Annotated in this window: 20 protein-coding genes and 1 tRNA gene; 5 read left to right on the top strand and 16 right to left on the bottom strand. The window is 45.2% G+C overall.

The features are described from left to right. Position 1 precedes the first annotated feature (1 nt). On the top strand, positions 2–1,045 hold the full coding sequence (locus ACYVHX_RS28450; RefSeq protein WP_460675114.1) for a sensor histidine kinase: 1,044 nt from the start codon (positions 2–4) through the stop codon (positions 1,043–1,045). A gap of 55 nt (positions 1,046–1,100) precedes the next feature. Here the strand turns inward: ACYVHX_RS28450 and ACYVHX_RS28445 are convergent, their stop codons facing one another. Both ACYVHX_RS28445 and ACYVHX_RS28440 read right to left on the bottom strand, forming a co-directional pair. Continuing rightward, positions 1,101–1,568 (bottom strand): response regulator, encoded by a 468-nt coding sequence (locus ACYVHX_RS28445; protein ID WP_460675113.1) that lies wholly within the window; start codon positions 1,566–1,568, stop codon positions 1,101–1,103. 198 nt (positions 1,569–1,766) lie between these two features. Next, entirely contained in the window at positions 1,767–2,186 is a 420-nt protein-coding gene (locus ACYVHX_RS28440) for a hotdog fold thioesterase (RefSeq protein ID WP_460675112.1), read from the bottom strand. A gap of 159 nt (positions 2,187–2,345) precedes the next feature. On the opposite strand from ACYVHX_RS28440, the gene ACYVHX_RS28435 reads away from it, so the two are divergent. The 3 genes from ACYVHX_RS28435 (at position 2,346) to ACYVHX_RS28425 (ending at position 5,085) form a co-directional block, all read left to right on the top strand. After that, positions 2,346–2,984, top strand: coding sequence for a histidine phosphatase family protein (locus ACYVHX_RS28435; protein WP_460675111.1), 639 nt, complete (start codon positions 2,346–2,348; stop codon positions 2,982–2,984). Between the two features lie 167 nt (positions 2,985–3,151). Continuing rightward, the gene (locus ACYVHX_RS28430) at positions 3,152–4,219 is read left to right on the top strand and encodes a sensor histidine kinase (protein WP_460675110.1); all 1,068 of its coding nucleotides are present in this window, start codon (positions 3,152–3,154) and stop codon (positions 4,217–4,219) included. Between the two features lie 134 nt (positions 4,220–4,353). Continuing rightward, entirely contained in the window at positions 4,354–5,085 is a 732-nt protein-coding gene (locus ACYVHX_RS28425; RefSeq protein ID WP_460675109.1) for a LytR/AlgR family response regulator transcription factor, read from the top strand. Here ACYVHX_RS28425 and ACYVHX_RS28420 read toward each other — a convergent pair. The 4 genes from ACYVHX_RS28420 to ACYVHX_RS28405 all read right to left on the bottom strand — a co-directional run bounded on the left by ACYVHX_RS28420 (position 5,063) and on the right by ACYVHX_RS28405 (position 9,043). Continuing rightward, positions 5,063–6,556: a tetratricopeptide repeat protein gene (locus ACYVHX_RS28420; RefSeq protein WP_460675108.1), complete on the bottom strand. Its 1,494-nt coding sequence runs from the start codon at positions 6,554–6,556 to the stop codon at positions 5,063–5,065. The two genes, ACYVHX_RS28425 and ACYVHX_RS28420, sit on opposite strands and share 23 nt — an antisense overlap. Positions 6,557–6,659: 103 nt before the next feature. After that, positions 6,660–7,409, bottom strand: coding sequence for a zinc ribbon domain-containing protein (locus ACYVHX_RS28415; protein ID WP_460675107.1), 750 nt, complete (start codon positions 7,407–7,409; stop codon positions 6,660–6,662). Between the two features lie 18 nt (positions 7,410–7,427). Beyond that, a complete protein-coding gene (locus ACYVHX_RS28410; RefSeq protein ID WP_460675106.1) occupies positions 7,428–8,525 on the bottom strand; it encodes a Nif3-like dinuclear metal center hexameric protein in 1,098 nt (365 codons plus the stop codon). Continuing rightward, the gene (locus tag ACYVHX_RS28405; protein WP_460675105.1) at positions 8,522–9,043 is read right to left on the bottom strand and encodes a DinB family protein; all 522 of its coding nucleotides are present in this window, start codon (positions 9,041–9,043) and stop codon (positions 8,522–8,524) included. The genes ACYVHX_RS28410 and ACYVHX_RS28405 overlap by 4 nt, the downstream gene beginning before the upstream one ends. Positions 9,044–9,141: 98 nt before the next feature. Here ACYVHX_RS28405 and ACYVHX_RS28400 point away from each other — a divergent pair. Then, positions 9,142–9,215 (top strand) — tRNA-Asp (locus ACYVHX_RS28400). Positions 9,216–10,256: 1,041 nt separating this feature from the next. Here the strand turns inward: ACYVHX_RS28400 and ACYVHX_RS28395 are convergent. From ACYVHX_RS28395 to ACYVHX_RS28350, 10 genes are all read right to left on the bottom strand, one after another. Next, positions 10,257–11,081 carry a hypothetical protein gene (locus tag ACYVHX_RS28395; protein ID WP_460675104.1) on the bottom strand — a complete coding sequence of 275 codons (825 nt, stop codon included), beginning with the start codon at positions 11,079–11,081 and terminating at the stop codon, positions 10,257–10,259. A 290-nt stretch (positions 11,082–11,371) separates the two neighbouring features. Beyond that, on the bottom strand, positions 11,372–11,968 hold the full coding sequence (locus tag ACYVHX_RS28390) for a hypothetical protein (protein ID WP_460675103.1): 597 nt from the start codon (positions 11,966–11,968) through the stop codon (positions 11,372–11,374). Between the two features lie 54 nt (positions 11,969–12,022). Next, a complete protein-coding gene (locus tag ACYVHX_RS28385; protein ID WP_460675102.1) occupies positions 12,023–15,007 on the bottom strand; it encodes a type III restriction-modification system endonuclease in 2,985 nt (994 codons plus the stop codon). Positions 15,008–15,015: 8 nt separating this feature from the next. Further along, a complete protein-coding gene (locus tag ACYVHX_RS28380; RefSeq protein ID WP_460675101.1) occupies positions 15,016–16,956 on the bottom strand; it encodes a DNA methyltransferase in 1,941 nt (646 codons plus the stop codon). A gap of 137 nt (positions 16,957–17,093) precedes the next feature. After that, a complete protein-coding gene (locus tag ACYVHX_RS28375) occupies positions 17,094–17,570 on the bottom strand; it encodes a terminase small subunit (RefSeq protein WP_460675100.1) in 477 nt (158 codons plus the stop codon). A 12-nt stretch (positions 17,571–17,582) separates the two neighbouring features. Beyond that, positions 17,583–17,858 (bottom strand): DUF5681 domain-containing protein, encoded by a 276-nt coding sequence (locus ACYVHX_RS28370; RefSeq protein ID WP_460675099.1) that lies wholly within the window; start codon positions 17,856–17,858, stop codon positions 17,583–17,585. 31 nt (positions 17,859–17,889) lie between these two features. Then, the gene (locus ACYVHX_RS28365) at positions 17,890–19,125 is read right to left on the bottom strand and encodes a DUF6371 domain-containing protein (protein ID WP_460675098.1); all 1,236 of its coding nucleotides are present in this window, start codon (positions 19,123–19,125) and stop codon (positions 17,890–17,892) included. Positions 19,126–19,184: 59 nt separating this feature from the next. Then, the gene (locus ACYVHX_RS28360) at positions 19,185–20,687 is read right to left on the bottom strand and encodes a DUF3987 domain-containing protein (RefSeq protein WP_460675097.1); all 1,503 of its coding nucleotides are present in this window, start codon (positions 20,685–20,687) and stop codon (positions 19,185–19,187) included. 59 nt (positions 20,688–20,746) lie between these two features. Next, positions 20,747–21,049 (bottom strand): helix-turn-helix domain-containing protein, encoded by a 303-nt coding sequence (locus ACYVHX_RS28355; protein ID WP_460675096.1) that lies wholly within the window; start codon positions 21,047–21,049, stop codon positions 20,747–20,749. A gap of 92 nt (positions 21,050–21,141) precedes the next feature. Then, the gene (locus ACYVHX_RS28350) at positions 21,142–21,501 is read right to left on the bottom strand and encodes a hypothetical protein (RefSeq protein WP_460675095.1); all 360 of its coding nucleotides are present in this window, start codon (positions 21,499–21,501) and stop codon (positions 21,142–21,144) included. Between the last annotated feature and the right edge of the window lie 171 nt (positions 21,502–21,672).

Raw genomic sequence — 21,672 nt, 5'->3', positions numbered from 1 at the left:
AATGCAGAAGCTCGATGACAAATGGATGCGCCTGATTGGCGTTCCTTTGCTGGCATTTACGGGGCAGTGGACCATGTACGGGTACACGAATGTCCCCTATCCCGACGATTGGCGGATTCCTTTCTTCTTTATTCTGGGCAGCGTGGCGGTTTGGGAAACCAACCGCTGGGGCATCATTCTCTCCCGCCGGAAGTATCCGGAACTGACCCAGACGCGGCACCGGGTGCTGTACCAACTGCTCTGGTTTCTGTTTTTTGCCAGTCTGATCCGCATCACCCAGACTTTTTTCTATGAACTCATCGGACTCTGGCCGGGCGAAGATTATCTGTTGTTCAAACCCTACTTTTTCAACACGCTTGTTTCGGTGATCGGAACCGTGCAGATCGCGGCTTATTACGAAGGGGTTTACCTCTACCAGCGCTGGAAGGTTTCGTATTCGGAAGCGCAGGAGCTGAAAAAAGTGAATCTCCAAAGCCAGCTTGACTCCCTGAAAACCCAGATCAATCCGCATTTTCTGTTCAACAACCTCAATTCGCTGTCGTCACTGATCACGAGCGACACCGAGCAGGCCGAACAGTTTGTGGATGAACTTTCGTCGGTTTACCGCTACCTGCTTCAGCAGAACAACCGGGACTTGTGCCCGCTTCACGACGAAATGCAGTTCATTAAAGCGTATTTTCATTTGCTCAAAACCCGGTATGGCGACGGCATTTTCATGGAAATCGCCATTGAGCCCCCTTTCATGGCGTACCTGATTCCGCCCCTGACGCTCCAGATTCTGCTCGAAAACGCCATCAAACACAATGTCATTGCCGTCAGTCGCCCGCTCACCATCAAGCTTTACACGAGCGACGGTCACCTGTTTGTGGAGAATAATTTGCAGAAAAAGAAAGTGGCCGTTCCGTCCAGTCAGATCGGTTTGCAGAACATCATGATCAAATACAAACTACTCGCCCATTCGTCGGTAACGATTCAGTACGATGACGAAAAATTTCTAGTCGGTGTTCCGTTATTGTCTCCAACAACGGAGACAATTTTAACGTAAAAACGGTTTATAAAAACACCAATTAACAAACAAAATATATAAGTATAAATACAAGTCAGGCAAATGAACGGTTGTGATTTATCCACTGCTTGCAAATGCCTTCCAGCTGGGACCGGATGCCGTGGACCGAAATGTCCTTACTCACAAAATCAACTGCTCCGGCTTTGTAGCAGGCTTCGGCCTCTTTCTCCGAAGTTGAATGGGAATAAATAATAACCGGAATGGCTTGCCATTGTGGGTCCTGCTTCAGCTGATCCAGAATTTCAAATCCGCTCAGATAAGGCATTTTGAGGTCTAACAGGATCAAATCCGGTTTTTTCAAAGCCATTTTCAGGTGATTTTGCAGGAAAAGCCCATCGGAGAAAAGATGGAAGGTGTAGTTGGGCAGGTGGCGGGTAAATATCCACTCATAGAGCATCAAATTGTCATCGTTATCCTCAATGATGTAGAGTGTGGGGCCGAACCCAACCGCAGCCTGACGACTCGTCGAAAAGGAAAAACTACTGTTTTCAGAATTACCCATATCGTTTCCGTGAAATCGCTTAAATATAAATACTTAACCGAATCTCTTACAAGCAATTATCAGGCAAAAATCTTCTTCTATAAATACTTAGTTAGTTTTCGGTACCAGCGCCCGTAAATTCATTAAAAATCGAGCTATTTTTGTCTGTTAACTGACGGTTTATTGCGCAAAATGATAAGTAGAGACTCAAAGACGGTTTTAACGGTTGTCGATGACTGCTACCGTCAACCGGCTGATGCAAACGAGCTTGCCCGCTTCATCCGTAATGCGAATATCCCAGATGTGGGTGGTCCGGCCCACATGGATCGGCGTCACTTTTCCGTAAACCCAGCCTTCTTTCACGGAGCGAATGTGATTGGCGTTGATTTCCAGTCCCACGGCCCGCTGCCGATTGGGGTCATCGAGTTGCATTACCGACGCTACACTTCCCAGCGTTTCGGCGAGCACCACCGAGGCTCCGCCGTGCAGAATTCCGAACGGCTGGTGGGTCCGGTGATCGACGGGCATTCGGGCGGTCAGAAAACCGTCGCCCAGTTCGGTAAGCTCAATTCCCAGATGATTGACGATGGAATTGGCATGAAACTTCTGTAAGGATTCTAATGTCCAGGTTGGCTTCATTCTATGAAGATTTTTTCGTAATTTTGCAGGCGTTTTCGGAAAACCGCCGGTGAAAACAGGTTCTAGTGAAGAACGAACCATTCCGTTGTTAAATCGCAGTCAGCATTCAATTCGTTATTCGGCCGTTCGTTATTCATCGTCAATATTATACAAGCGAGATTGAAACAAAAAACGATATACCTCATTCGCCACGGCGAAACCGATTACAACCGGCAGGGCATTGTGCAGGGCAGTGGTGTTGATTCGGATCTGAATGCAATGGGGCAGGCCCAGGCGCTGGCCTTTTACCAGGCATACCAGCACATTCCCTTCACTAAAGTATACACTTCGAAGCTCCGGCGGACGATGCAGTCGGTGCGGTATTTCATTGACGCCGGTCTTCCGCACGAGAGTTACGAAGGGCTGAACGAAATTAGCTGGGGCGCGCGCGAAGGCAAAACACCCAACAGTTTCGACAACGAATATTACCGTACGCTCATCGAAAACTGGGCCGCTGGTCATACCGACTACCCGACCGAAGACGGCGAAAGCCCCGAACAGGTGGCCCGCCGGCAAAAACCGGTGATTGACCTGATTCTGTCCCGGCCCGACGAAAACCCCGTTCTGATTTGCATGCACGGGCGCGCCATCCGGATTTTGCTGTCGTGGCTCATGGATGAGTCGCTGGCAACGATGGACATTTACGAACACAGCAACCTGTGTCTGTATCAACTTACCTATCACTACGACACCCAGAAATTCACCATCGAGGTCTCGAACGACAGCACGCATTTGCTGTCGCTGGTTATGCACCAGTAAACCCAGCTGAAGAACCGCCGTCGAAAACCGGCCCCGTTACATAACCAAAAACCGGCAACTGGCAATTCTATATTACCACTCCTGTAAAAATAACCGCACTTCATCTACAAAACACTATATTCGCTATGCATACAGTGTCTATTGGAGTAGATTTTTGAAGTGAACGCATGTCTAAGAATCAAATATATTGGTTTTGCCAGATTGTCGGGTGGACGATGCTTATCATGGCGGAATTCGCCATTTTTACGTTTGCGGAAGGTTACAAAGCGGATTTCTTTTACGAAGCCATTGCCACCATCATTCTGTGCATTCTGCTGACCCACCTGTACCGCCTGATGATCAAGCGATGGCGGTGGGTGCAACTGCCTTTTTTTCAGCTGGTTCCGCGCGTCATTCTATCGGTTTTCGTGCTGGCCGTTATCATGACGATTATCAACCTGCCCATTGATAAACAGGTGCTGCCGCAGTACTTGGCCGACGAACCTTCGATTGTGCTGGGCTATCTGCTCAACTGGGGAAAATGCATGCTGGCCTGGGTGCTGAGCTACACCGCCTACCATTACGTCGAGCGTTCCCGTGATGCCGAAATCGAGAAAATTCTGCTGAAAACGTCCATCCGCGAATCCGAAGCCAAGGTGCTGCGCTCCCAGCTCAATCCGCATTTTGTCTTCAATGCCCTGAACAGCATCCGCGCCTTGGTGCTCGAAAACCCCACCAAAGCCCAGCACAGCATCACGCAACTCTCCAACATCCTCCGCAATTCGTTGCTGGCCGACCGGCGCAAAACCGTCGAACTTCGCGAAGAAATCAAAACCGTTGAGGATTACCTGGCCCTCGAAAAAGTTCGTTACGAAGACCGGCTGAACTGCCAGCTGGAAATCGATCCCAAAACCCAGTACCTGCAGGTGCCGCCCATGATGCTCCAGACGCTGGTTGAGAATGCCATCAAACACGGGGTTCAGAAAGCCATTACCGGCGGTTTTGTCGAACTGACAACCTGGCTGGAAGACCGGTTGCTGTTCATTCGCATCCGCAATACCGGGGTGCTGGGCAACACCGAAGCCTCGGGCGGTTTTGGCCTGAAAAATACGTCGCAACGGCTGGAATTGCTCTATGGCCCGGAAGCCACCTTCCGTATTCAGCAGGAAACGGCCGATATTGTCTGCGCCCACGTCGTAATCCCGATGCAGTCCGCGGGCGTTTTTAAACGAACCGAAGAATTGAAAAGGGTTTAAGGTTCAAGATGTACGGTTTTGGGTTTACGGTATACGGCACTTGACGCAATCTTATTTAAGCGCAAGCCACCGAAAACCGCAAACTGAAAACCGTAAACCCAAAACCGAAAACCCAAAACCGTAAACTCTAACGAATGAAGACCCTGATCGTTGATGATGAGCGGCTGGCGCGGAACGAACTCCGCCGGTTGCTGGACAATTTCCCTAAAATTGAAGTGATTGGCGAAGCCGCCAACGCCGACGAAGCCCTCAAAATGATTGATGACCTGCAACCGGAACTCCTGTTTCTGGATATTCAGATGCCGGGCAAAAACGGGTTTGAGCTGCTCTCGTCCATCGACGGCAAATCCCCGGAAGTGATTTTCACGACGGCCTACGACGAATACGCCATCACAGCTTTTGAATACAATGCGCTGGATTACCTGCTGAAACCGATCGAGTTGAACCGGCTTTCGGAAGCGATTAACCGCATCGAAGAAAACAACCACCACCCCGAGACCGAAGCCCCCCGCCGGGACACGAACAAGATTCTGGGCGAAAACGACCAGGTGTTTGTCAAAGACGGCGAGAAGTGCTGGTTTGTCAAACTGGGCAAAGTTCGCCTGTTCGAGTCGATGGGAAACTACGTTCGGCTGCACTTCGACGATCAGAAACCGCTGGTTCTGAAATCATTGAACAGTCTGGAAGATCGTCTGGACCCGAACACGTTTTTCCGGGCCAACCGCAAGCACATCATCAACCTGCCCTGGATCGAGAAGATCGAACCCTGGTTTAGCGGGGGGTTGCTGGTGACGTTGAAGGGCGGTGACAAAATTGAGATCAGCCGTCGTCAGGCCATCCGGTTCAAGGAGCTGATGAGTTTGTAGCGAGTTCGTTCAGGGCCGCCCGGGCTTTGTTGTCGATGCTGTTTTTGTACTCGTGTTTTTTGTAGCTCAGCGCCTTCTGAAAATACTGCCGGGCTTTGGCCAGATTTCGCTTCTGCTGATAAATATAGCCCAGTTGCAGGGCCGACGTCGCGCCGTGGGAAAGTTGGTCAGTTTCGCTTAAACTGATCGCTTTTTCGAGATACGGCACGGCTTCGTCGACATCGCCCCGGCGCTGGTAAATCCGTCCCTTGCGGTAGTTGAATTCGGCTTTTTCGTTCACCAGCGGAAAAGCCGTTTCTGCATAAGGCCGCAGGGTCTGCAAAGCCGTATCGTAAAAACCGCCATCGGTCGCCAGCCGGGCTTTCATCAGAATTTTCTGCCGGGGTGAAAGGCCTTTCCTGAAGTACAATTCCGCAAATTTCTGAGCCGCCTTGTCCGACTCCACCACGGTTGCTCCCACCTGCGTTACCTGCCGGAGCAGCGGTACGGCCTTGGCGTCGTCATCGTTCAGCCAGTAGCACAAAAACTGCTTGTAATACGCATCCTTCAGAAAGTTGACGCCCTTATACTGGTTCAGAAACGTCCGGTAGGCACTGGCGGCCTGCGGGTAACTGGCTTTTTGCAGGAAAATATCGCCTTTCAAATTTTCCAGAATCGGAAACGGCAGGTACTCCGGGCCGCCGGGCCGGTCGGTCAGCAGGGCGAGAGCCGCTTCGCTCTGGGCTTCTTTCATCAGGGCCGAAACGGCCACAAAATGCAGCAGGAGATTATCCGGGTTTTCCTCCACCAGTTTTTTCAGCGTGGCCGCATCGTTCGGCGTAAATTTCAGGACATACGCCCGGATCAGCAGGTCGATCACCTGGGCTTCGGTCTGAAAAACCGCATCTTTCAGCACCACCGACCGGATTTCCTGCATCCCCTGGCGGATGTTGCCACGCAACCCCAACATCCGGGTCACCCAGCTAAAATTATCCGGAACCGCGCCGATCATCACGTGCAGCAAACCGAGCGATTTATAGGTCGGCAAAAAACCGGGAAATTTTTTGCGGTTTTCTTCCAGCAGTTTATACGCCCGAATAACATCCCAGCACGCACTCACTTCCTGCCCGAACTTGAGTTTGACGAACGCCCAGTGTAAGCGCACCTCGGCCTGCGTAAACCGCTGCCAGGGCGAGTTTCCGTCCAGATCCCGGAGCTGATCGAGCCGACGATCTTCCCGGTCTTCCCACTGCTCAAACGCCCTCCGGTCGTCGGAAACCAGTAGGGTCACCATTTCCGCCAAATCATCAACGTAAATGGCAATTCCATTCTTCGGGTTCCCTTCACCCGCCAGGGTCCGCCGACCTTCCTGCACTTTCAGTTTCAGAATGTCGGCATAGGCGCGCTGGAGATTGGGTGAAAAGTCAAAATCAGCCGCAAGACTGGAATTTACGGCGCCAATCAGAATCCACAAAAGGAAGAAAACCCGCATGGTACGAAATTAAGAATTTGTCGGCAACGGATTTAAAACCGCACAAAGACAACAAAAAAAGGCCACCACCGGGCGACCTCTTAATGGAAAAGAATAGGTTTGATTACCGGCGCGACGATACCGGCTCGGGAACACCTTCGACATCGGCGAAGATCCGGCCGCAATGTTCGCACACGATAATTTTCTTTTTATCCCGAATGTCGGCCTGCCGTTGCGGGGGTACCACATTGAAGCAGCCTCCACAGGCACCGCGTTTAACGATCACGACGGCCAGGCCGTTCAAAGCGTTCTCGCGGATTTTGTTATATGATTTCAGCAAGCGTTCTTCGATATGCGTCGCCTGATCATCACGGTCGTTCAGCAGGGCTTTTTCCTCATCGCGGCTTTCGGACGTGATCTGGTTCAACTCCTGCATCTTGGCTTTCAGATCTTCCTTGCGTTCGTCGAGCGCCGACTGCGTTGCCTTAATTTCATCCTGTTTATTCCGGATTTTGAACGAGGCTTCATTGATTTTTTTGTCGGCCAGTTCGATTTCCAGCGTTTGCAGCTCCACTTCTTTGGAGATGGCGTCGAATTCGCGGTTGTTGCGGACGTTCATCTGCTGGTCCTTGTAGCGGGTAATCAACTTTTCAGCGTCCTTCTTGACGGCTTTATTGCGGTCGATTTCCTCATCTAACCCCTGAATATCGGTGTTAAATTTACCAATACGGGTTTCAAATCCAGCAATATCGTCTTCCAGATCGCGCACCTCTTCCGGCAGGTCACCGCGGATCTTTTTTAGTTCATCAAGCTGAGAATCAATTGACTGAAGTTTAAGAAGTGCTTCGAGTTTTTGCGCAATCGTCAGTTCCATTCGTGCGGTTTTTGCTGCCTAAAAGTAGTAGGACACCGGATTAGTGTCTATTTCGGACAAAATTACCGCAAAGGTAAGATTTTTTTTCAACAAATAGTGCTGAATCAAGTCTTTAGTAAATACTTCGCTTTCGTAATGTCCAATGTCCGTAATGATAATACGCTGGTCGGCGTCAAAAAATTCGTGGTATTTGTAATCAGCCGTAATAAATACATCCGCTCCGGCCCGAACCGCATCGTTCAGTAAAAAACCGCCCGCTCCACCACACACCGCCACCCGGCGCACGGGCTGCCCCCGCAAGGAAGTATGACGAATGACCGAAAGATTCATTTTTTCCTTTAGATAGGCAAAAAAGGCGGTTTCGCTCAGCATTTCCGGCAACTCACCAACCGCCCCGGAACCCACCTCCTGATTTTCGTTGATCAATGGATACAGATCATAGGCCGGCACTTCGTACGGATGGGCTTTTTTCAGGGCAGCCACCATCGTTTTCTCCAGATAGGCCGGAAAAATTACCTCGATACGCTGTTCCTGTACCTCCTCGTCTGTTCCGACGGTTCCCACGGTCGGATTCGCTCCGGCCAGCGGTTTGAACGTCCCGGTTCCGCCCGTCCGGAACGAACAGTGTTCGTACGCTCCAATTTGCCCGGCACCGGTTTCGTACAACGCTTTCAAGACCGTTTGCACGGCTTCATAGGGCGTAAAAACCGCCAGTTTTGTCAGTACCTGCGTTTTCGGAGCCAGGATTTGGACATTTTGCAGGCCGAGTCTATCCGCAATCTGGAAGTTGACGCCACCGGCGATGTTGTCGAGGTTGGTATGAGCGGCATAGAGCGCGATGTCGTTTTTAATCGCCTTGATGACAACGCGCTCCACGTAATTCCGGCCGTTCAGCTTTTTCAATCCGCGAAAAACGATCGGGTGATGCGCCACGACGAGATTGCATTTTTTTTGAATGGCTTCCTCAAGAACCGCTTCCGTAATGTCGAGCGTCACCAGCACACCTGTCACCTCAACGGCCCCGTCGCCCACCATCAAACCCGCATTGTCGTAGCTTTCCTGGTAAGCCAGCGGGGCCCAGGCTTCCAGCAGGTTTGTAATATCCTTTATTCTCATTTGAATCCATAGCGTTCCGCCAGCACGTTCAGGTGATGGCGTTCGTGACCAGCCAAAATAGCGAAGAAAGCGCGGGACGATAGGGCGAGTCCGTTGGCCGTTCCGATGCGCTCCTGGGCTTCGTCGGTCAGCGTTTCGGCCAGCGCCAGCGTGGATTGCCGCACAAAACCGTACTGATTGAGGAGCTGCTGCTGCGATTGGCGGCTAAAATTGCCGGTATCCGCGTACGCATTCTCGTCGAAGCCGGGCAGCGACTGCTGTTCTCCGCGGGCGATACACAGCGCCCGGTACATAAAAATGCGTTCGGTATCGATCATATGGCCCAGCATTTCCTTGGGCGACCACTTGCCTTCGGCATAGCGGTACTCCTGCTGCACAACCGTTAAATTTTTAAACAAACTTTCGACCATTGCAAACTGTTGCCGCAGAATATCAATAACGTTCTCGGTATCAACCAGATCGATGTAGGTAGCGAAATTACTCCCGTTTGGATACTCGGACGGCGACGGTTTTTTCATACATTTTTATCGTTTTTTTCTGTAAAGGTATTGCGTTCTTTCAAAAAGCATCTACCTTTGCACCACGTTTTCGGGAAATAACCGAAGGCGGAATAAATGGATCGGTAGTTCAGTTGGTTAGAATGCCGCCCTGTCACGGCGGAGGTCGCGGGTTCGAGTCCCGTCCGGTCCGCATAAGTCAATCTATAAAAGCCTGTATATTAAATATATACGGGCTTTTTGCTTTTGTTCTGTTGACGGGTTTGTTGACGGATTGACTATGGATCAAGGAGGATCAAATCATAATGTTGTGGAGTGCGTAGGATTTATCGGATCAATCGGAAAAGTTGGGGGCGAGCAAAAAGTAGTTTTTGTGCACTAAATCAATTTTGCGTCCCATGCAAAAGTCCTCTCAAGTACGCCGGGCGTTGATATATTGGGCCGGGGAAACTGCGTTGTAAGCCCATCAAAGCTCTTAACCGACGGGCGTGTTTAATATTGATCGTCCAACCATTTTGGTTTAGGAGTACTACCAAACACCGATGACCCAGAGCTGGATGGGCCACATTCATCAAGCCGTCGCATCAATTTTTAGGTTTTTTCGTCAGCCGCTACCGGTTGATAAGATAACCTCGCCCAACTAATATCTAACAGCCAACACTACCGACGGAGACTTAACTCAACATGGGATCGTTCAATCATGGCTCGCCGTTGACTTAGAGACTGTTCTCCAATTTTTTCTGAGCCAACTCTCTTCCAGTTGTAACCGACCAATTTGGTCGAAAAGTGGCCCGGTTTCATCTAAATGCTTCTCTGCTCTTTTTTGTTGCTTAAATACTAGCAGGGAAGCCGCTAGCAACACCAGCTTCTAAGTTTGAACCATTTGGGGATGCAGTTGATACTCACTGGCAATCTGAGCCAGGTTTATGTTTTGACATAATACCTCCAAAGCTAACTCCACCTTGAACTCTGAGGTGAATTGACGACGGCTTTTTGTTTTCATGATTGACTAAGTTAGCAACCATTCCACAAACTTAAGTGCTGGTACAAGAATTGGAGATCATTATATTTGATCGCCTAAATTTAATTTTAACGCTTCTATTCTAATTATTAAAATTTTGATGCAAGCTCTTACAAATTCTCGAACAATTTTCAAATTCTATATTTTGCTAGATATATAATCCGGCTTGTTAAATTCTATTTTAAGTATATTAATTTAGCTAATAAATATTTTTCATCTTTTATTTAGTTGAATTTCTTCATTTAAGATACCTTTAAATTTAAGCAAAAAATAAAACAAACTCAGGATCAGTACATATGCAACAAAACTTGATGCAATTAATTGTATTTGCAAATTAACTTTAATAGCTGATAACAGCAATGGTATTAGTACTCCTGATACTATAGTCAAGAATAGTATAGTTAATATAAAAGTTAAAGAATTAGGAATTGGTAAAGAATTATAATATACCAATCTGTATAATCTAGGTATAATGTATGTATGAAATTCATCACCAATTGATGCTATTAAATGCCTATCAAATGGTTTATCGTTATACTTTTGCAAATTTATTTTTTTACATAGTGTAATTATTTCTTCTTGCTGAATTAAACTAAAGGCATTGAAATTAAAACAACCGGAATATGATGCCCACTTATATTCTAAAGACGTCCAAATTGTATTACCAGAATCAGCTTCAAACCACTTTTCTAATATTTCAAATGTATATACTTTATTGTAATCATACTCTGAATACAAGTGAGTCTGATCAATAAAAACATTCTCCATAACAAGACTTCTTATTTCAAGATATAAATAAGCTCCACAAATATTAGTCTCTGCATTAAAATCATCGAGTAATTTCTTTTTTTCAGGGACTGCATAATCCTCGTGATCCCATAAACGAATAGCAAAATGATCTAATTCTCTATACTTATTATTTAATTTATTTAACATTTGCTCGTTCCAAAAATTACGGCAATCTTTTAGAGCTCTGGCAATTCTTCTAAAATCAGTAATTTTATTAGAAAGCTGGATTATTTCTTTGTATCTTTCCATTCTTTCTTGTCTGATCTGGATTACTTTTGATACTATGAAAGTAATGAGTATAGCAGAAAATATTGCAGAAAACTGTACGACATTATTAAGAAGTTGACTAACATCAGCCTTTTCGTTTAATGGATAAAATGCAAACAACTTTGTTAATATATAAAAAATAATAATCAAAAAGATAAAAATGTACTTATCCTTTACTTTCCAGAATATCTTGAACGAATTTTGAAACTGTTGAATCATAAATTTTGAATAAAATTATTAAGTTAAACATCATTCTCTAAAATATTCACAACCTAAATACTTATATAACCATCTAAACCGCCTGGATACTGCTTTTCTGAAGTTTGGTTAAGCTGATTCCATTTCAACACTTTTAGAGCTTTAGGTGTTGGTTTGCCACGATAGTGCTTCTTAGTATATGGTTTATACAGATCATCAAAGGCATTGTCCAATTTGAAAGCAGGACCGAAAGTCTTGTCTAACCAACGATAATGTTTGGAGTAGGTTTGCGATTCGTAGAGCGTATTCTTTTGGGCTTTACGGGATGCAAAGTAATTACCTATCTCGTAGAGCGTCCTACAACGTTCACCCGTCAACGGGCATATAAAGTACCAGACTTGCCCTTTCCCTAAATTGCTTGGAAGTTGTTCTAAGCCAATCCGGTACTTCATCTTTTTTTCATGAATTGTGTACTCCAACTCAACAAAGTTTCCAGGATAGAAGCAGTCAAGATTGACCGAGATACGTATGCTACCTCGTTTATTACCGTTTCTTGTCCAAGTAAGGACTTGTGAACACCAACCAACTAAGTAACCGTGTCTCTTCAAATCGGCAAGATTAAATTTCAGCAAATCATTAAAGTTGTCCCGAAAAGTTGGTATCCGTGCCATAGATGAAGAGTGCTTTCACACAGTTGAAACCTAAATTCTTAGAGAAAATAGTATTTATAGAATAGTTGATACAGGTTGATTTGACTCTCCCGCTACCTCATCAATTATTTGTTTAATTTTCTTATTATTTAGTTGCGTTTTAAACTCCACTTTATATCCGTCAATGGTTAATTGTTCAAAAAACACCTTTGCACAGTCAATTTTTGCCTGTTCAATGGCACGAAGTGTGGTTTGATTCTCCACGTCTTTTGTTTCGACAATGACATTGAGCACTTTCTCTCCATTATCTTTTTTGACTACATACATGAAGTCGGGACTATAAGATTGCCCGGTAATCGTAGGAATGGCAATGCTACTTTTGGGAATTTTACCATACACAATAATTTCTTGAATGCCATCTACCAGCAAATTATTTTTTTCCAATTGTGAGTCAAAAGCGTATACATCGTAGAGATATTTATTTGAAGGATTACCCTCAATAAATTTAGTGCCGATTACTCCTTGTGTGATTTCGGATTTTGGCGTTCCATCCGAATAAGTCAACGCTGTTGCCTTTACAAATAAGTTAGCTTTTGAGTAGCTGAACCGGCCGTTTAATTTCTTTATTTTCCAGTCTTGAAATGATTTAACAAAATTGGATGCGCTGTGTTCATTAATTCGTTCAGACTGGATAGTATGCGTTTCCGCGTATTCTGTGATTACGGAATGCAATAACTGGATCGGAAGATTGGTCTGACGGTTGATACGCTTCAAAAATTCATTATAAGGCAGCGGTCTATTTATTTTAAATTGAACACCTGAACCTTCTTTTACAGTTGCTTGTGTGCCGCTGCTGTTAAGCTCTTCGCGTCGGCTAATGATATAGGTATCTGCAAAAACCCCGTTATTCAATAATTCAAGCAGCTCCCGAAACAAAAAGTTGTCCTGTTCTATCTTTTCGTAGTGCAGAATGTATTTGCGGTTTATTTCCTGCCAAAGGGTCTTTAGCTCGTCGAAAACCGCTTTTCTAATTTTGATCTTTTTATTCTGATTTTTGTTGCGGTCTTCTACTTTACCCGGCTGTAAACCAACTGTAAATTCAGGGTACTCTTCAAAAAATTTTACTGAATTTTCGACCACAATATTCCTGTCCATGTCAATATAGTCACTGATCAACAACTTTTTGAATAAATCGTTACGACTGATATTTAATTTCTCTGCTACCCTAGCCAGTTCCTCATCTGTTATAATAAAGCCCTGTGGTATATCGGCGTTTATTTCGCTCACCAGCTTTTCAGCAAAATCAGCTTCGGTAAAGTCAATGATATAATTGAGTTTGAACTCTTCGTTGGAAATGCGGTTCCCAAACTCATCTACGGGCAGGCGCAAGCCCCGACCCACTTCCTGTATTTTGCTATTTTCGCTGCCGCTGCTTCGGAGCTTCGCAATCGTAAATACATTCGGATTATCCCAGCCTTCTTTCAAGGTCCATTTCGAAAACAAGAACCGTCGGGTATTGAATTTACCTTGTTCGTCTTCAATAGAAAGTAGCTTCTTTTTTTCGTACAAAATCTCCTGTACTTCCTGCGCGATGGCTTCGTCCGAAATGCTGTTATCTTGCGAAAAATAACCGGCATGTGTGGCGTTTAAATCCGCTTTTGATGCCAGCAAATAGTCCCTGTATTCATTCTCCTGCTCGGTGAGTTTTGGCAAAACTGCCTCTATCTTTTCGGTTAACAGTCGTTCAAACGCTTCTTTCAGGTATGGTTGCTTTTCCTGCCCATCGTTTACGCGATACGAATAAATATCATCGATGAAAAACAGGGCCAATGTTTTTATTTTGGCATTTCGGCTAAAGTTTGTTCGCTCGGTTTCAAAATGACGCTCCAATGCCAGCCGCATCATACTTTCTTGATAAGAGGTGGAGTAAATATCCGTGCTAAACTCTTCGCCCGTTGATTTTATCTGACCATTAGAAAGCTCCACCGTATTGTTTGTGATAGCCTCGATGACAATGCCCTCCAGCTCCGGCGCAATCAGGCCGAGGCTATCCCCTTTACGAAGCTCAAATGGTTGAGTCGGGCCGTCTTTTTGAATCAGATTGAAGCGGGCGGCCGTTTTGCTTTGCACCCCTATGAGCTTCACTTTGATCGGCTTCCGACTAATCGGTTCAAAGTGCTCTTTAGCAATGCCTTTAATGAGGTTCTGATTGAACGCTTGAAAGGAATTTAAATCATATAGCAGATTGTGGTAATCTTTCTGCTTTGTTTTATTTCTACCTCTACCTATCTCTATATCAGGAAACGTAGCACCCAACCGAATAATGACTTGCGGACAAATTTCTTTTTCGATAAACTCCCATGTTTTTTGAGACTTGCTGAAGCGGTGGGGCTCGTCGATAATAACAAACGGTTTCGTAGCTCTGATGCCCTCAATAGGCTTATAAAAACCCTCTACACCGTAGTCGTAGTTATCGGTCAGTATTTTGGAGGTGCCGCCCAATAGGTTCATGTTGGTCAGCAAGACATAAATTTTGTTGGTGTTCTGACTACTACCAGTCACAAACTCGCGCACCACACTCGGAAAAAAGTTTTTTCCTTTTTTCTTCTTGGTGGCTTCTAAGACAAGCACATCCAATTCTGTACCAAAGCCACATTGGTCTTTAAAATGTCGCTTGGTGTAGCCGTCCTGCATAAACTGTTTGGCACCGGCTTTGATGGGAAGGGTCGGGACGATGACAATAAATTTATTAATGCCATACCGTTTGTGCAACTCAAACATAGCCGTGGTGTAGACGTAGGTTTTGCCTGTGCCGGTTTCCATCTTCACATCCAGATTGAGATATTTGCCAATTTCATTCTTGGCTTTGTACTCGCTGGGAATAGCATTGTCTTTCTGAACCTTTGCAAGATTGGCCATCAAGCTTTGCGGGTCTAATTCCAGTATGGGGTTCTGGTAGTAAAGCGTGTTTTTTTGAATTAACTCCGCACTCAGGGCATTAGCTATGGCGGTAAAGGCAGTTACCTGATGAGGTAAATCATTCTTTAGAATCAGTTCCATAGCTTTGATTAGTACCTTACACTTAAATTAACTTTCAAATTTTTCTCGCTGTCGTTGAGAACCCGGAGGTTTTTTTCCACCATTTCATTGATGCTCCAATCGGGAAAACTGTAGCCGAATAAAACCAGATTTTCAGGATTAAAGCGTCCTTCAGCATCGTATTTACTGAGCAGAGCTTTCATGCTTTGGAGCGTAAAGCCTCCGTCTATGAGATAGAGATGTTTCTGGCAATAGTAGGCCGTGTAACCGGCCAAATCAATCGCTTCAACGGTGGCGGTAAGGCCATAGCCATCAGAGTTGAGCCAGGTATTTAAAATGGTAGGCTTGCCAAAATCGTCCAAAATGCTAGTATCAACAATAAAGGCCGATTTATCAAAACTATCAAGTTTATCCAATGTGTTTTGAGCAGGCTCCTGAAGGATGAAGTGTTTAAAGCCCAAATCCAATTCTTTGTCCGGATACCTCGCTTTGATTTTGACAGCAGCCCGCTTGATGCGCTCAATGCCGATGTAGTCTAAAGTGGTGGGGAGATTGCTTTCTTGAAGAAACTGAAAGGCAGTCTTTTGCGACGTATTTTCTTCACTCAATATCTCAGGTACTTGTACAGCTATAAAATTCCGCTGACCCTCATCTTCGGCATTAAGTTGCAGAACAGCATGTGCAGTAGTTCCAGAACCGGAGAAAAAATCCAGTACCGTGAAATCATTATCGGAAATCGTGCTCAGAAAAAACTTTAATAGATTAACCGGTTTGGGAAAAGAAAACAATTTTTGATCAAAAAGCTCAATAATATTCTCATTTCCATCCTCGCTCATACCAACACTTTTGGGCAGAAATGTCGAAATCGCTTTTTGTGCATCTTCGGTTCCATACTTTTTTAGAGCCTTTGCTCTGTCTTCGCTTTCAAAAACTCTGAAGGACGGTCCATTAATGTTTAAAAAATTATAGTCACCAGGGAATACAATTTTCCTTTTGTCGTAGTAACCTTGGAATGTGTCTTTCGAAACTCCCCAAACTCGTTTTGGATTATACTTATAACCAATACCCGTCTTCGGGTCAACCATTTTAAAAGCTGAATTGGGCCGTTCAATTTCTGTTCTCTGTGTTGTCAAATCCGATAATCTCCAACGGTCATTTGGAATGTCATCAGTTTGAAAGTATTTTCTTTCAATAGATAATCCTGCTTGAAATTGCTTTTTCGTATAAGCTAATGCCCACTCATAGTCTTGCGACACTCCAAAAGGAACATCGCTCTTTGCTGTTCTTTTTTTCCACGGAAATGTTGCTACAAAATTCTCCTCCCCAAACACATCATCACAAAGCAGTTTGAGGTTAGCTTGCTCGTTGTCGTCAATAGAGATAAAAATGACGCCATCGTCAGTCAGTAAGTCGCGGGCGAGCAGCAGGCGGCTGTACATAAACATAAGCCATGCCGAGTGTGAGGCCGAGCCACGTTTGGTTAAGTCCAAAATGCGGGCAGCTTCCTCTTCGCTAATGCTGAGTTTTTCCTGTAAGCTCTCTTTGGTGTAGTTAAACTTATCCTGATACACAAAGCCATCGGTGCCAGTGTTATAAGGCGGATCGATGTAGATGCACTTAATGCTTCGATAGTACGATTTGAGTAGGTGTTTCAAGCCATCGAGGTTGTCCCCACTAATGTAAATGTTCTGACTATGGACATTTTCGGGCAGGCTGTTGTGGAATTCGTTGGGTTGAATGACGGTAGTAGTGTCGGTGCTTGCCAGTAATTTGGCGTAGCTCTTACCCAGAAATTTAAGTTCGTAGCCTTCCTGCACAACGTTGATTTTGTCGGCTATTTCGGCTCTAAAACGTTCTATATCAAATGAACCATCAGCCCGGAAGCAGGCCGGAAAATGCTCTTTCAGAATGGCGAGCTGGTCGCTGTTGGGTTGGGTTTTATCGTTTTGTTGCTGGATGTCTAAAATCATAGATTTGCTCGGAAGAATAAGGCGAAAATAGAGATTTGCCCTTAGAAATTTTACGATTTTTAAGTTGCTCGTATCAAATGCGAATTCACTAACCATCTAATGATCGATAAGCCACCGTGTTAACTACTTCCGACGGCTTATTTTAGATGAAGGAAACGAGTGTGCAGTTGCAGAATCTTCCAAACCGCGTCTAAGGCGTCGTATAGTTCTATTTCGGTGTATGTCGATTCTACTATCTCCCCTCCCTTTGTATATCGAACCGTTCGGCGTTGCTTTACCTTTTTTAGCAGGTGTGTATTTTGCTGGGCATCGGCCGTGCTGAGGTCGATACGAACCAAATTGGTAATCGGGTCAACTGCCAGAAAATGTCCAAACGTTCCGCGCCCTATTTGGGTAAGCCGGTAAGCCGCTTCCTGGGGGGTCATAACTGATTTGGCCATTCGCTGTTCAATAGAGGCCGCAATGTTAAGTTTTGTTAAGTTCTGACGGCCAATAATCCGGGCGTTGGCATAGGAGTATCCCGCAGCTCTGGCGGCTTTAGTTGCGTTCAGGCAGTCGCAAAATACCTCAACAAACTTCCGTTGTCGGGCCGTTAAGGTTAGTTCGTTTTGCATCAGTTTAGTGGGTTATCGTACTTTTCCATAAGCCGAATCCATAATTGCCCGGTAAGCTGCCGAGTCTCCTTTTAGGGCATTTGCAAGAATTGCAAGCGTTATTAACTCTTCTACACTTAGCATCATTTGCTCACTTGTAACTTGATTATCTGCTTTGGTCGTTACCCCCAAACAACGCCGTATCATTTTGGCTTTGCCCTTGGTACCTTTCGGTCTGCCTTTGGGGTTGCCGCTCCTTCCTTTCTGAAACCGAGTCGCAATACCGTCTTTATAAATATCATCTCGCATAGTCTGGGAAGCATAACCTGTTAATAGCCTGTTATTGGTCCATCAGTCGAAACGGTTGGCCGGTTTTGGGATTCACCAAATCAAGCGTTTCAATCAGGTCATTCAAGACCGGATTGCGTTGGTTCATCCGCTGCAATGCCCGTTCGGTCAGGCTTAGCGGCAAAGCTATTCTAGCCGAATCATTCTTGCTTGTCGGCTCATGCGTTCCATCTGTTGAATCTACCGAAATTGTGAACGGTATATAATCCCAATATAACGGATACCCGGCATCGGTCAACGCCCAACCCGCTACGGAGTCACGGTTACGAATCAGATAATCGGCTAAATCGTAGCCTTTCCGTCGATCATAGTCAGTAGCCCGCTTTTCCAAAGCAGTCGAAACAGAAAGTTGCTGACCTATAACCGACCGTAGCTCTTCAGCTTTCTGGCTCCATTTCTCAAAACCGTTGAGGTCAGGAAACAACGTAACCGGGCGACCAGCTACGGGTAGTAATTTTTCAGTCGTTAAATTGCTCAAACTGCCACAAGCTAACCAGATGTATTCAGGCAAATAGACCGTTGCCAGAATAGCCGTTTTTTCACTTTCTACAATAGCAATTTGCCGGTTAACGGGTTGGTCTTTTAGCTGGTGCAGTCCAAACAAACATTGGTTTAACTCGAAGTTTTTTAAACGTCCCTGCTTTTTGAGAATGCTATGCACCCAATCAATATGGTTGAAAGGTTGCTTAATTCGCTTTAACGTCAGCGAATCGTACAACATAATTTTACCCGTTCGAATACGTCCGTACTGGTCTATCTGCCAAAAAACCGTTGCCCCTGGCCAATGCTTCGACGTGCCTATATAAAACCGACTTATTAGATCGTTCGTGATTTTATCGTTGAACAGGTCATACAAGCCGTTGACAAACTCGTTTTGATCATAATGATTCAAGCTCTGTTTGAATAGCTTAAAAGGCAGGACCGACGGTTGAGAAATTGTTTGAGGCCGTTTATTAATAGGCACGTCCTTTATCCAATCCTGCATGCTCCTTTCATCTCTTTTCTGGGTACCCACCAGCATAATTTTATTGTCCTCAAAATATTGGCGAGGGGTATAGTGATAGCCGCAGCTCGATTCTCGATTGCAGCGGCCAACATGATCGGGTAATAGTTCATCCGTCTCAGTGTCTATGTATCGGCTTAATTGTCGGGGTTGCTCACAAGCTGGGCAAGTGTAGCGGCTGGCTGGCCCTTTATAGGGTTGCAGGATGTAGCGGTGCTGGTTCATTTCCTTGTGCAGAATCAACCTCGTTTCCATTTGGAAACCGGAAACAGGGAAACCCATTTTCACGCTTTTAACCATTTCCAGATTGTTCCTTTCTTCTTAGCGTCGCCTAACACTTCAGCCGCAATCTCAGCGTAATTCTTCCCCTGGCTAAATAGTTGTCGGGCTTTTGCTAATTGATCAGCTTTGACAGCGTATTTATTGTTTGTATTCCCTTCTTTGGGCTTTGGTAGCCGATAAAACACCCGTAGCGCATGTCGTTTCAACGTCTCAACAATCCGTAAGGCATTTTCAAAGTCTAAATCGTTACAGGTTAGTACGTCGGGGATTTCGCCCGTCTCAAAGGCTCTGAGTGTGGTTAGAATCATTGCTACCCGAAATGCAATCAAGCCTAATCGGTTTACTGAACCGTCTAAATCCTCACTTACGTACTCCCGAACTTCGTCTTTCCAATGCTGAAATAATTGGACAAATTGGCGTTGCTGATCGGTCGTTAATTGGATGGTCAACGGTTCATTCAGTCCTGACAAGTGATCATAGATTTCGGCAAATTGCTCACCTAATCCCTTGAAGAAAGCCGGGTACTGACTTTTCCGAGAATCGAATACGTCCTTGAACTTTGGATTAGGGGTCAGTTCGTAGAAAAGAAACCGGCTAAACAATCCGTTTTGAACGGTGGGTATCAAGCATAGTAGCTGGTCGAACGTACTGCTAAGGACAACCGACAGTTGAGAGTTTTCAATTTCGCAGTACTCTTTACTGGTACGGCGGTAGTAAGTAATCGGTTCGTGATGAAATGCTTTACGTAAACCGTCACTGTAGTTACCGTAATCCTGCTTTACGGTTTCAGCCAACGTATCACCCTCAGTCTCAAAAATGATACCCCGCCCTTCGTTGTTGTTGAGCATTTCAAATGCTCCGGTCCGGCTGTTGTTGGCCGGAATGAACAAGACAGTTAACGGCGGTTCGGTAGGCTCAGTAGGCTCCTCAACATTGCCTGTTTTGTCCTGTTGAAAGCGTTTCAGGTCTTTGCGATACCGGGTTAGATCGACCTTGTAATCAGCCAAAGCTTTCTGATATTGTTCTTTCTTACGTTGATGTACAACTGCGCCCAACCAGTACGAAAGGTTTAATGAGCCTTTGCCCGAACCGTAACGGGCTAAAATGTAGCAGTACAGATTAGGACTGTAAAACCGAGTATCGTAGAAACCTCGAACGTTGGGTAGTAAACCACTAACAACGCCCAATGCACCCACCAAGAAAACCTCTTTCTCAATTTGGTCAGTAAGGATTGAACAGCCATTTTTTAATAAGTCTGGTAAGTTGCTGTAAATATCCTGGGTAAAGTATTCGGCATTAAATGTTTCCGTTTCCAATTGGAAACCGCTTGTACTTTCAGTCAAATCCGGCTCAGTAGTACCGGGTTCGGTGTCCCGTCTTAGCTCATCAATCGGAATGGCCGTTTCGGGTTGGCTAGCTTGCCACACATCAAAATTGAAAGTTGGGTCAATATTCGGTGTACGTTTCAACCTCGTATATTTGCCCCGTGAAGCATCGTTTGTCATAGCCTTGCTTTATGTTTGAGGTTAGAAATAAGGGCTTGTGGGGACAAGCCCGTTTCTATTTAGGCTCTTTGATACTTGACCGTGTTAATTTCCTTTAAAGCAGCTTCTACATCGTCGGGACGATACAAAACACGACGGCCAACCCGGTAGCCTTTGATAATGCCCCGGCGGGTATAGTCATCCAATGTTGGTAAGCTAATTTTTAGCTTTTTCGCCGTTCGTTGACGGGTGTACAGGTCTTCAGTAGAAGCCGCCGAATTTGGCGGTGCAGGTGGACGGGCGGTGAAGAAATTTTCCAGTTCTTGCCGGAAAAGTTGCCGTACTTCAGGGATTGATAACTGTGTAAGAACTATATTTTCCATTGGCTCAACGATTTTATGCGTTTTCGTTGGGCCAAATATTCAGGCGTAAAAAGTATTTAGGTAACCCAAATCAGTTACCCAAACTTATTGACCTATTCAGTATCTATCTCATTATTAATCATTTTCACTATTTCGCTTGCTCCTAAATCTTCAAAAAATTTTCTTACAAAGCGTAAATCATCGACTCGGTTTGTTTCTAAATCCTTATTTGATGCTACCCTCCAAGCTTTATAGATATTGTCTTTACTTTTTCCCGTTAAAAAATGGATGAAACGTTCAGCAGATTTGTCATTCAACACGTTAATTTTTGCGTATTGTAGCAAAAAACGAATAGCGATCACTTGCCGGGCAGTTGTGTGTTCTGTTGGATGATTGGGCGATTGCTCAGGAGAGATATTTTGAAGAAAAGCAGGTTCAATATATTTTTCCATTTCGTCTAACCGCTTGTTCATAGAGTTTATAGCTTGTTCTGAACCTAAGGATTCAGAACACGAGTCAGGATGTTGGCAGACTTCAGAATGCTTTTTTAAACTCTCGACAAGTTCATCCCTTATCCTTTGAATTGTATGTCGTCAAATGAAAGTGGACAAAATGGGTGAAAATGAGAAGAGACAATTCAGTAA

The organism is Larkinella ripae, from assembly GCF_054780775.1.
The sequence above is the reverse complement of the archived record's forward strand: the minus strand, read 5'-3'. Positions and strand labels throughout refer to the sequence as shown.

Excerpts from the sequence above, each read along its gene's own strand:
- ACYVHX_RS28450 (WP_460675114.1), top strand. The coding sequence starts at position 2 with ATGCAGAAGCTCGATGACAAATGGATGCGCCTGATTGGCGTTCCTTTG.
- ACYVHX_RS28445 (WP_460675113.1), bottom strand. The coding sequence starts at position 1,568 with ATGGGTAATTCTGAAAACAGTAGTTTTTCCTTTTCGACGAGTCGTCAG.
- ACYVHX_RS28440 (WP_460675112.1), bottom strand. The coding sequence starts at position 2,186 with ATGAAGCCAACCTGGACATTAGAATCCTTACAGAAGTTTCATGCCAAT.
- ACYVHX_RS28430 (WP_460675110.1), top strand. The coding sequence starts at position 3,152 with ATGTCTAAGAATCAAATATATTGGTTTTGCCAGATTGTCGGGTGGACG.
- ACYVHX_RS28425 (WP_460675109.1), top strand. The coding sequence starts at position 4,354 with ATGAAGACCCTGATCGTTGATGATGAGCGGCTGGCGCGGAACGAACTC.
- ACYVHX_RS28420 (WP_460675108.1), bottom strand. The coding sequence starts at position 6,556 with ATGCGGGTTTTCTTCCTTTTGTGGATTCTGATTGGCGCCGTAAATTCC.
- ACYVHX_RS28415 (WP_460675107.1), bottom strand. The coding sequence starts at position 7,409 with ATGGAACTGACGATTGCGCAAAAACTCGAAGCACTTCTTAAACTTCAG.
- ACYVHX_RS28410 (WP_460675106.1), bottom strand. The coding sequence starts at position 8,525 with ATGAGAATAAAGGATATTACAAACCTGCTGGAAGCCTGGGCCCCGCTG.
- ACYVHX_RS28405 (WP_460675105.1), bottom strand. The coding sequence starts at position 9,043 with ATGAAAAAACCGTCGCCGTCCGAGTATCCAAACGGGAGTAATTTCGCT.
- ACYVHX_RS28395 (WP_460675104.1), bottom strand. The coding sequence starts at position 11,081 with ATGGAAAGATACAAAGAAATAATCCAGCTTTCTAATAAAATTACTGAT.
- ACYVHX_RS28390 (WP_460675103.1), bottom strand. The coding sequence starts at position 11,968 with ATGGCACGGATACCAACTTTTCGGGACAACTTTAATGATTTGCTGAAA.
- ACYVHX_RS28385 (WP_460675102.1), bottom strand. The coding sequence starts at position 15,007 with ATGGAACTGATTCTAAAGAATGATTTACCTCATCAGGTAACTGCCTTT.
- ACYVHX_RS28380 (WP_460675101.1), bottom strand. The coding sequence starts at position 16,956 with ATGATTTTAGACATCCAGCAACAAAACGATAAAACCCAACCCAACAGC.
- ACYVHX_RS28375 (WP_460675100.1), bottom strand. The coding sequence starts at position 17,570 with ATGCAAAACGAACTAACCTTAACGGCCCGACAACGGAAGTTTGTTGAG.
- ACYVHX_RS28370 (WP_460675099.1), bottom strand. The coding sequence starts at position 17,858 with ATGCGAGATGATATTTATAAAGACGGTATTGCGACTCGGTTTCAGAAA.
- ACYVHX_RS28365 (WP_460675098.1), bottom strand. The coding sequence starts at position 19,125 with ATGAACCAGCACCGCTACATCCTGCAACCCTATAAAGGGCCAGCCAGC.
- ACYVHX_RS28360 (WP_460675097.1), bottom strand. The coding sequence starts at position 20,687 with ATGACAAACGATGCTTCACGGGGCAAATATACGAGGTTGAAACGTACA.
- ACYVHX_RS28355 (WP_460675096.1), bottom strand. The coding sequence starts at position 21,049 with ATGGAAAATATAGTTCTTACACAGTTATCAATCCCTGAAGTACGGCAA.
- ACYVHX_RS28350 (WP_460675095.1), bottom strand. The coding sequence starts at position 21,501 with ATGAACAAGCGGTTAGACGAAATGGAAAAATATATTGAACCTGCTTTT.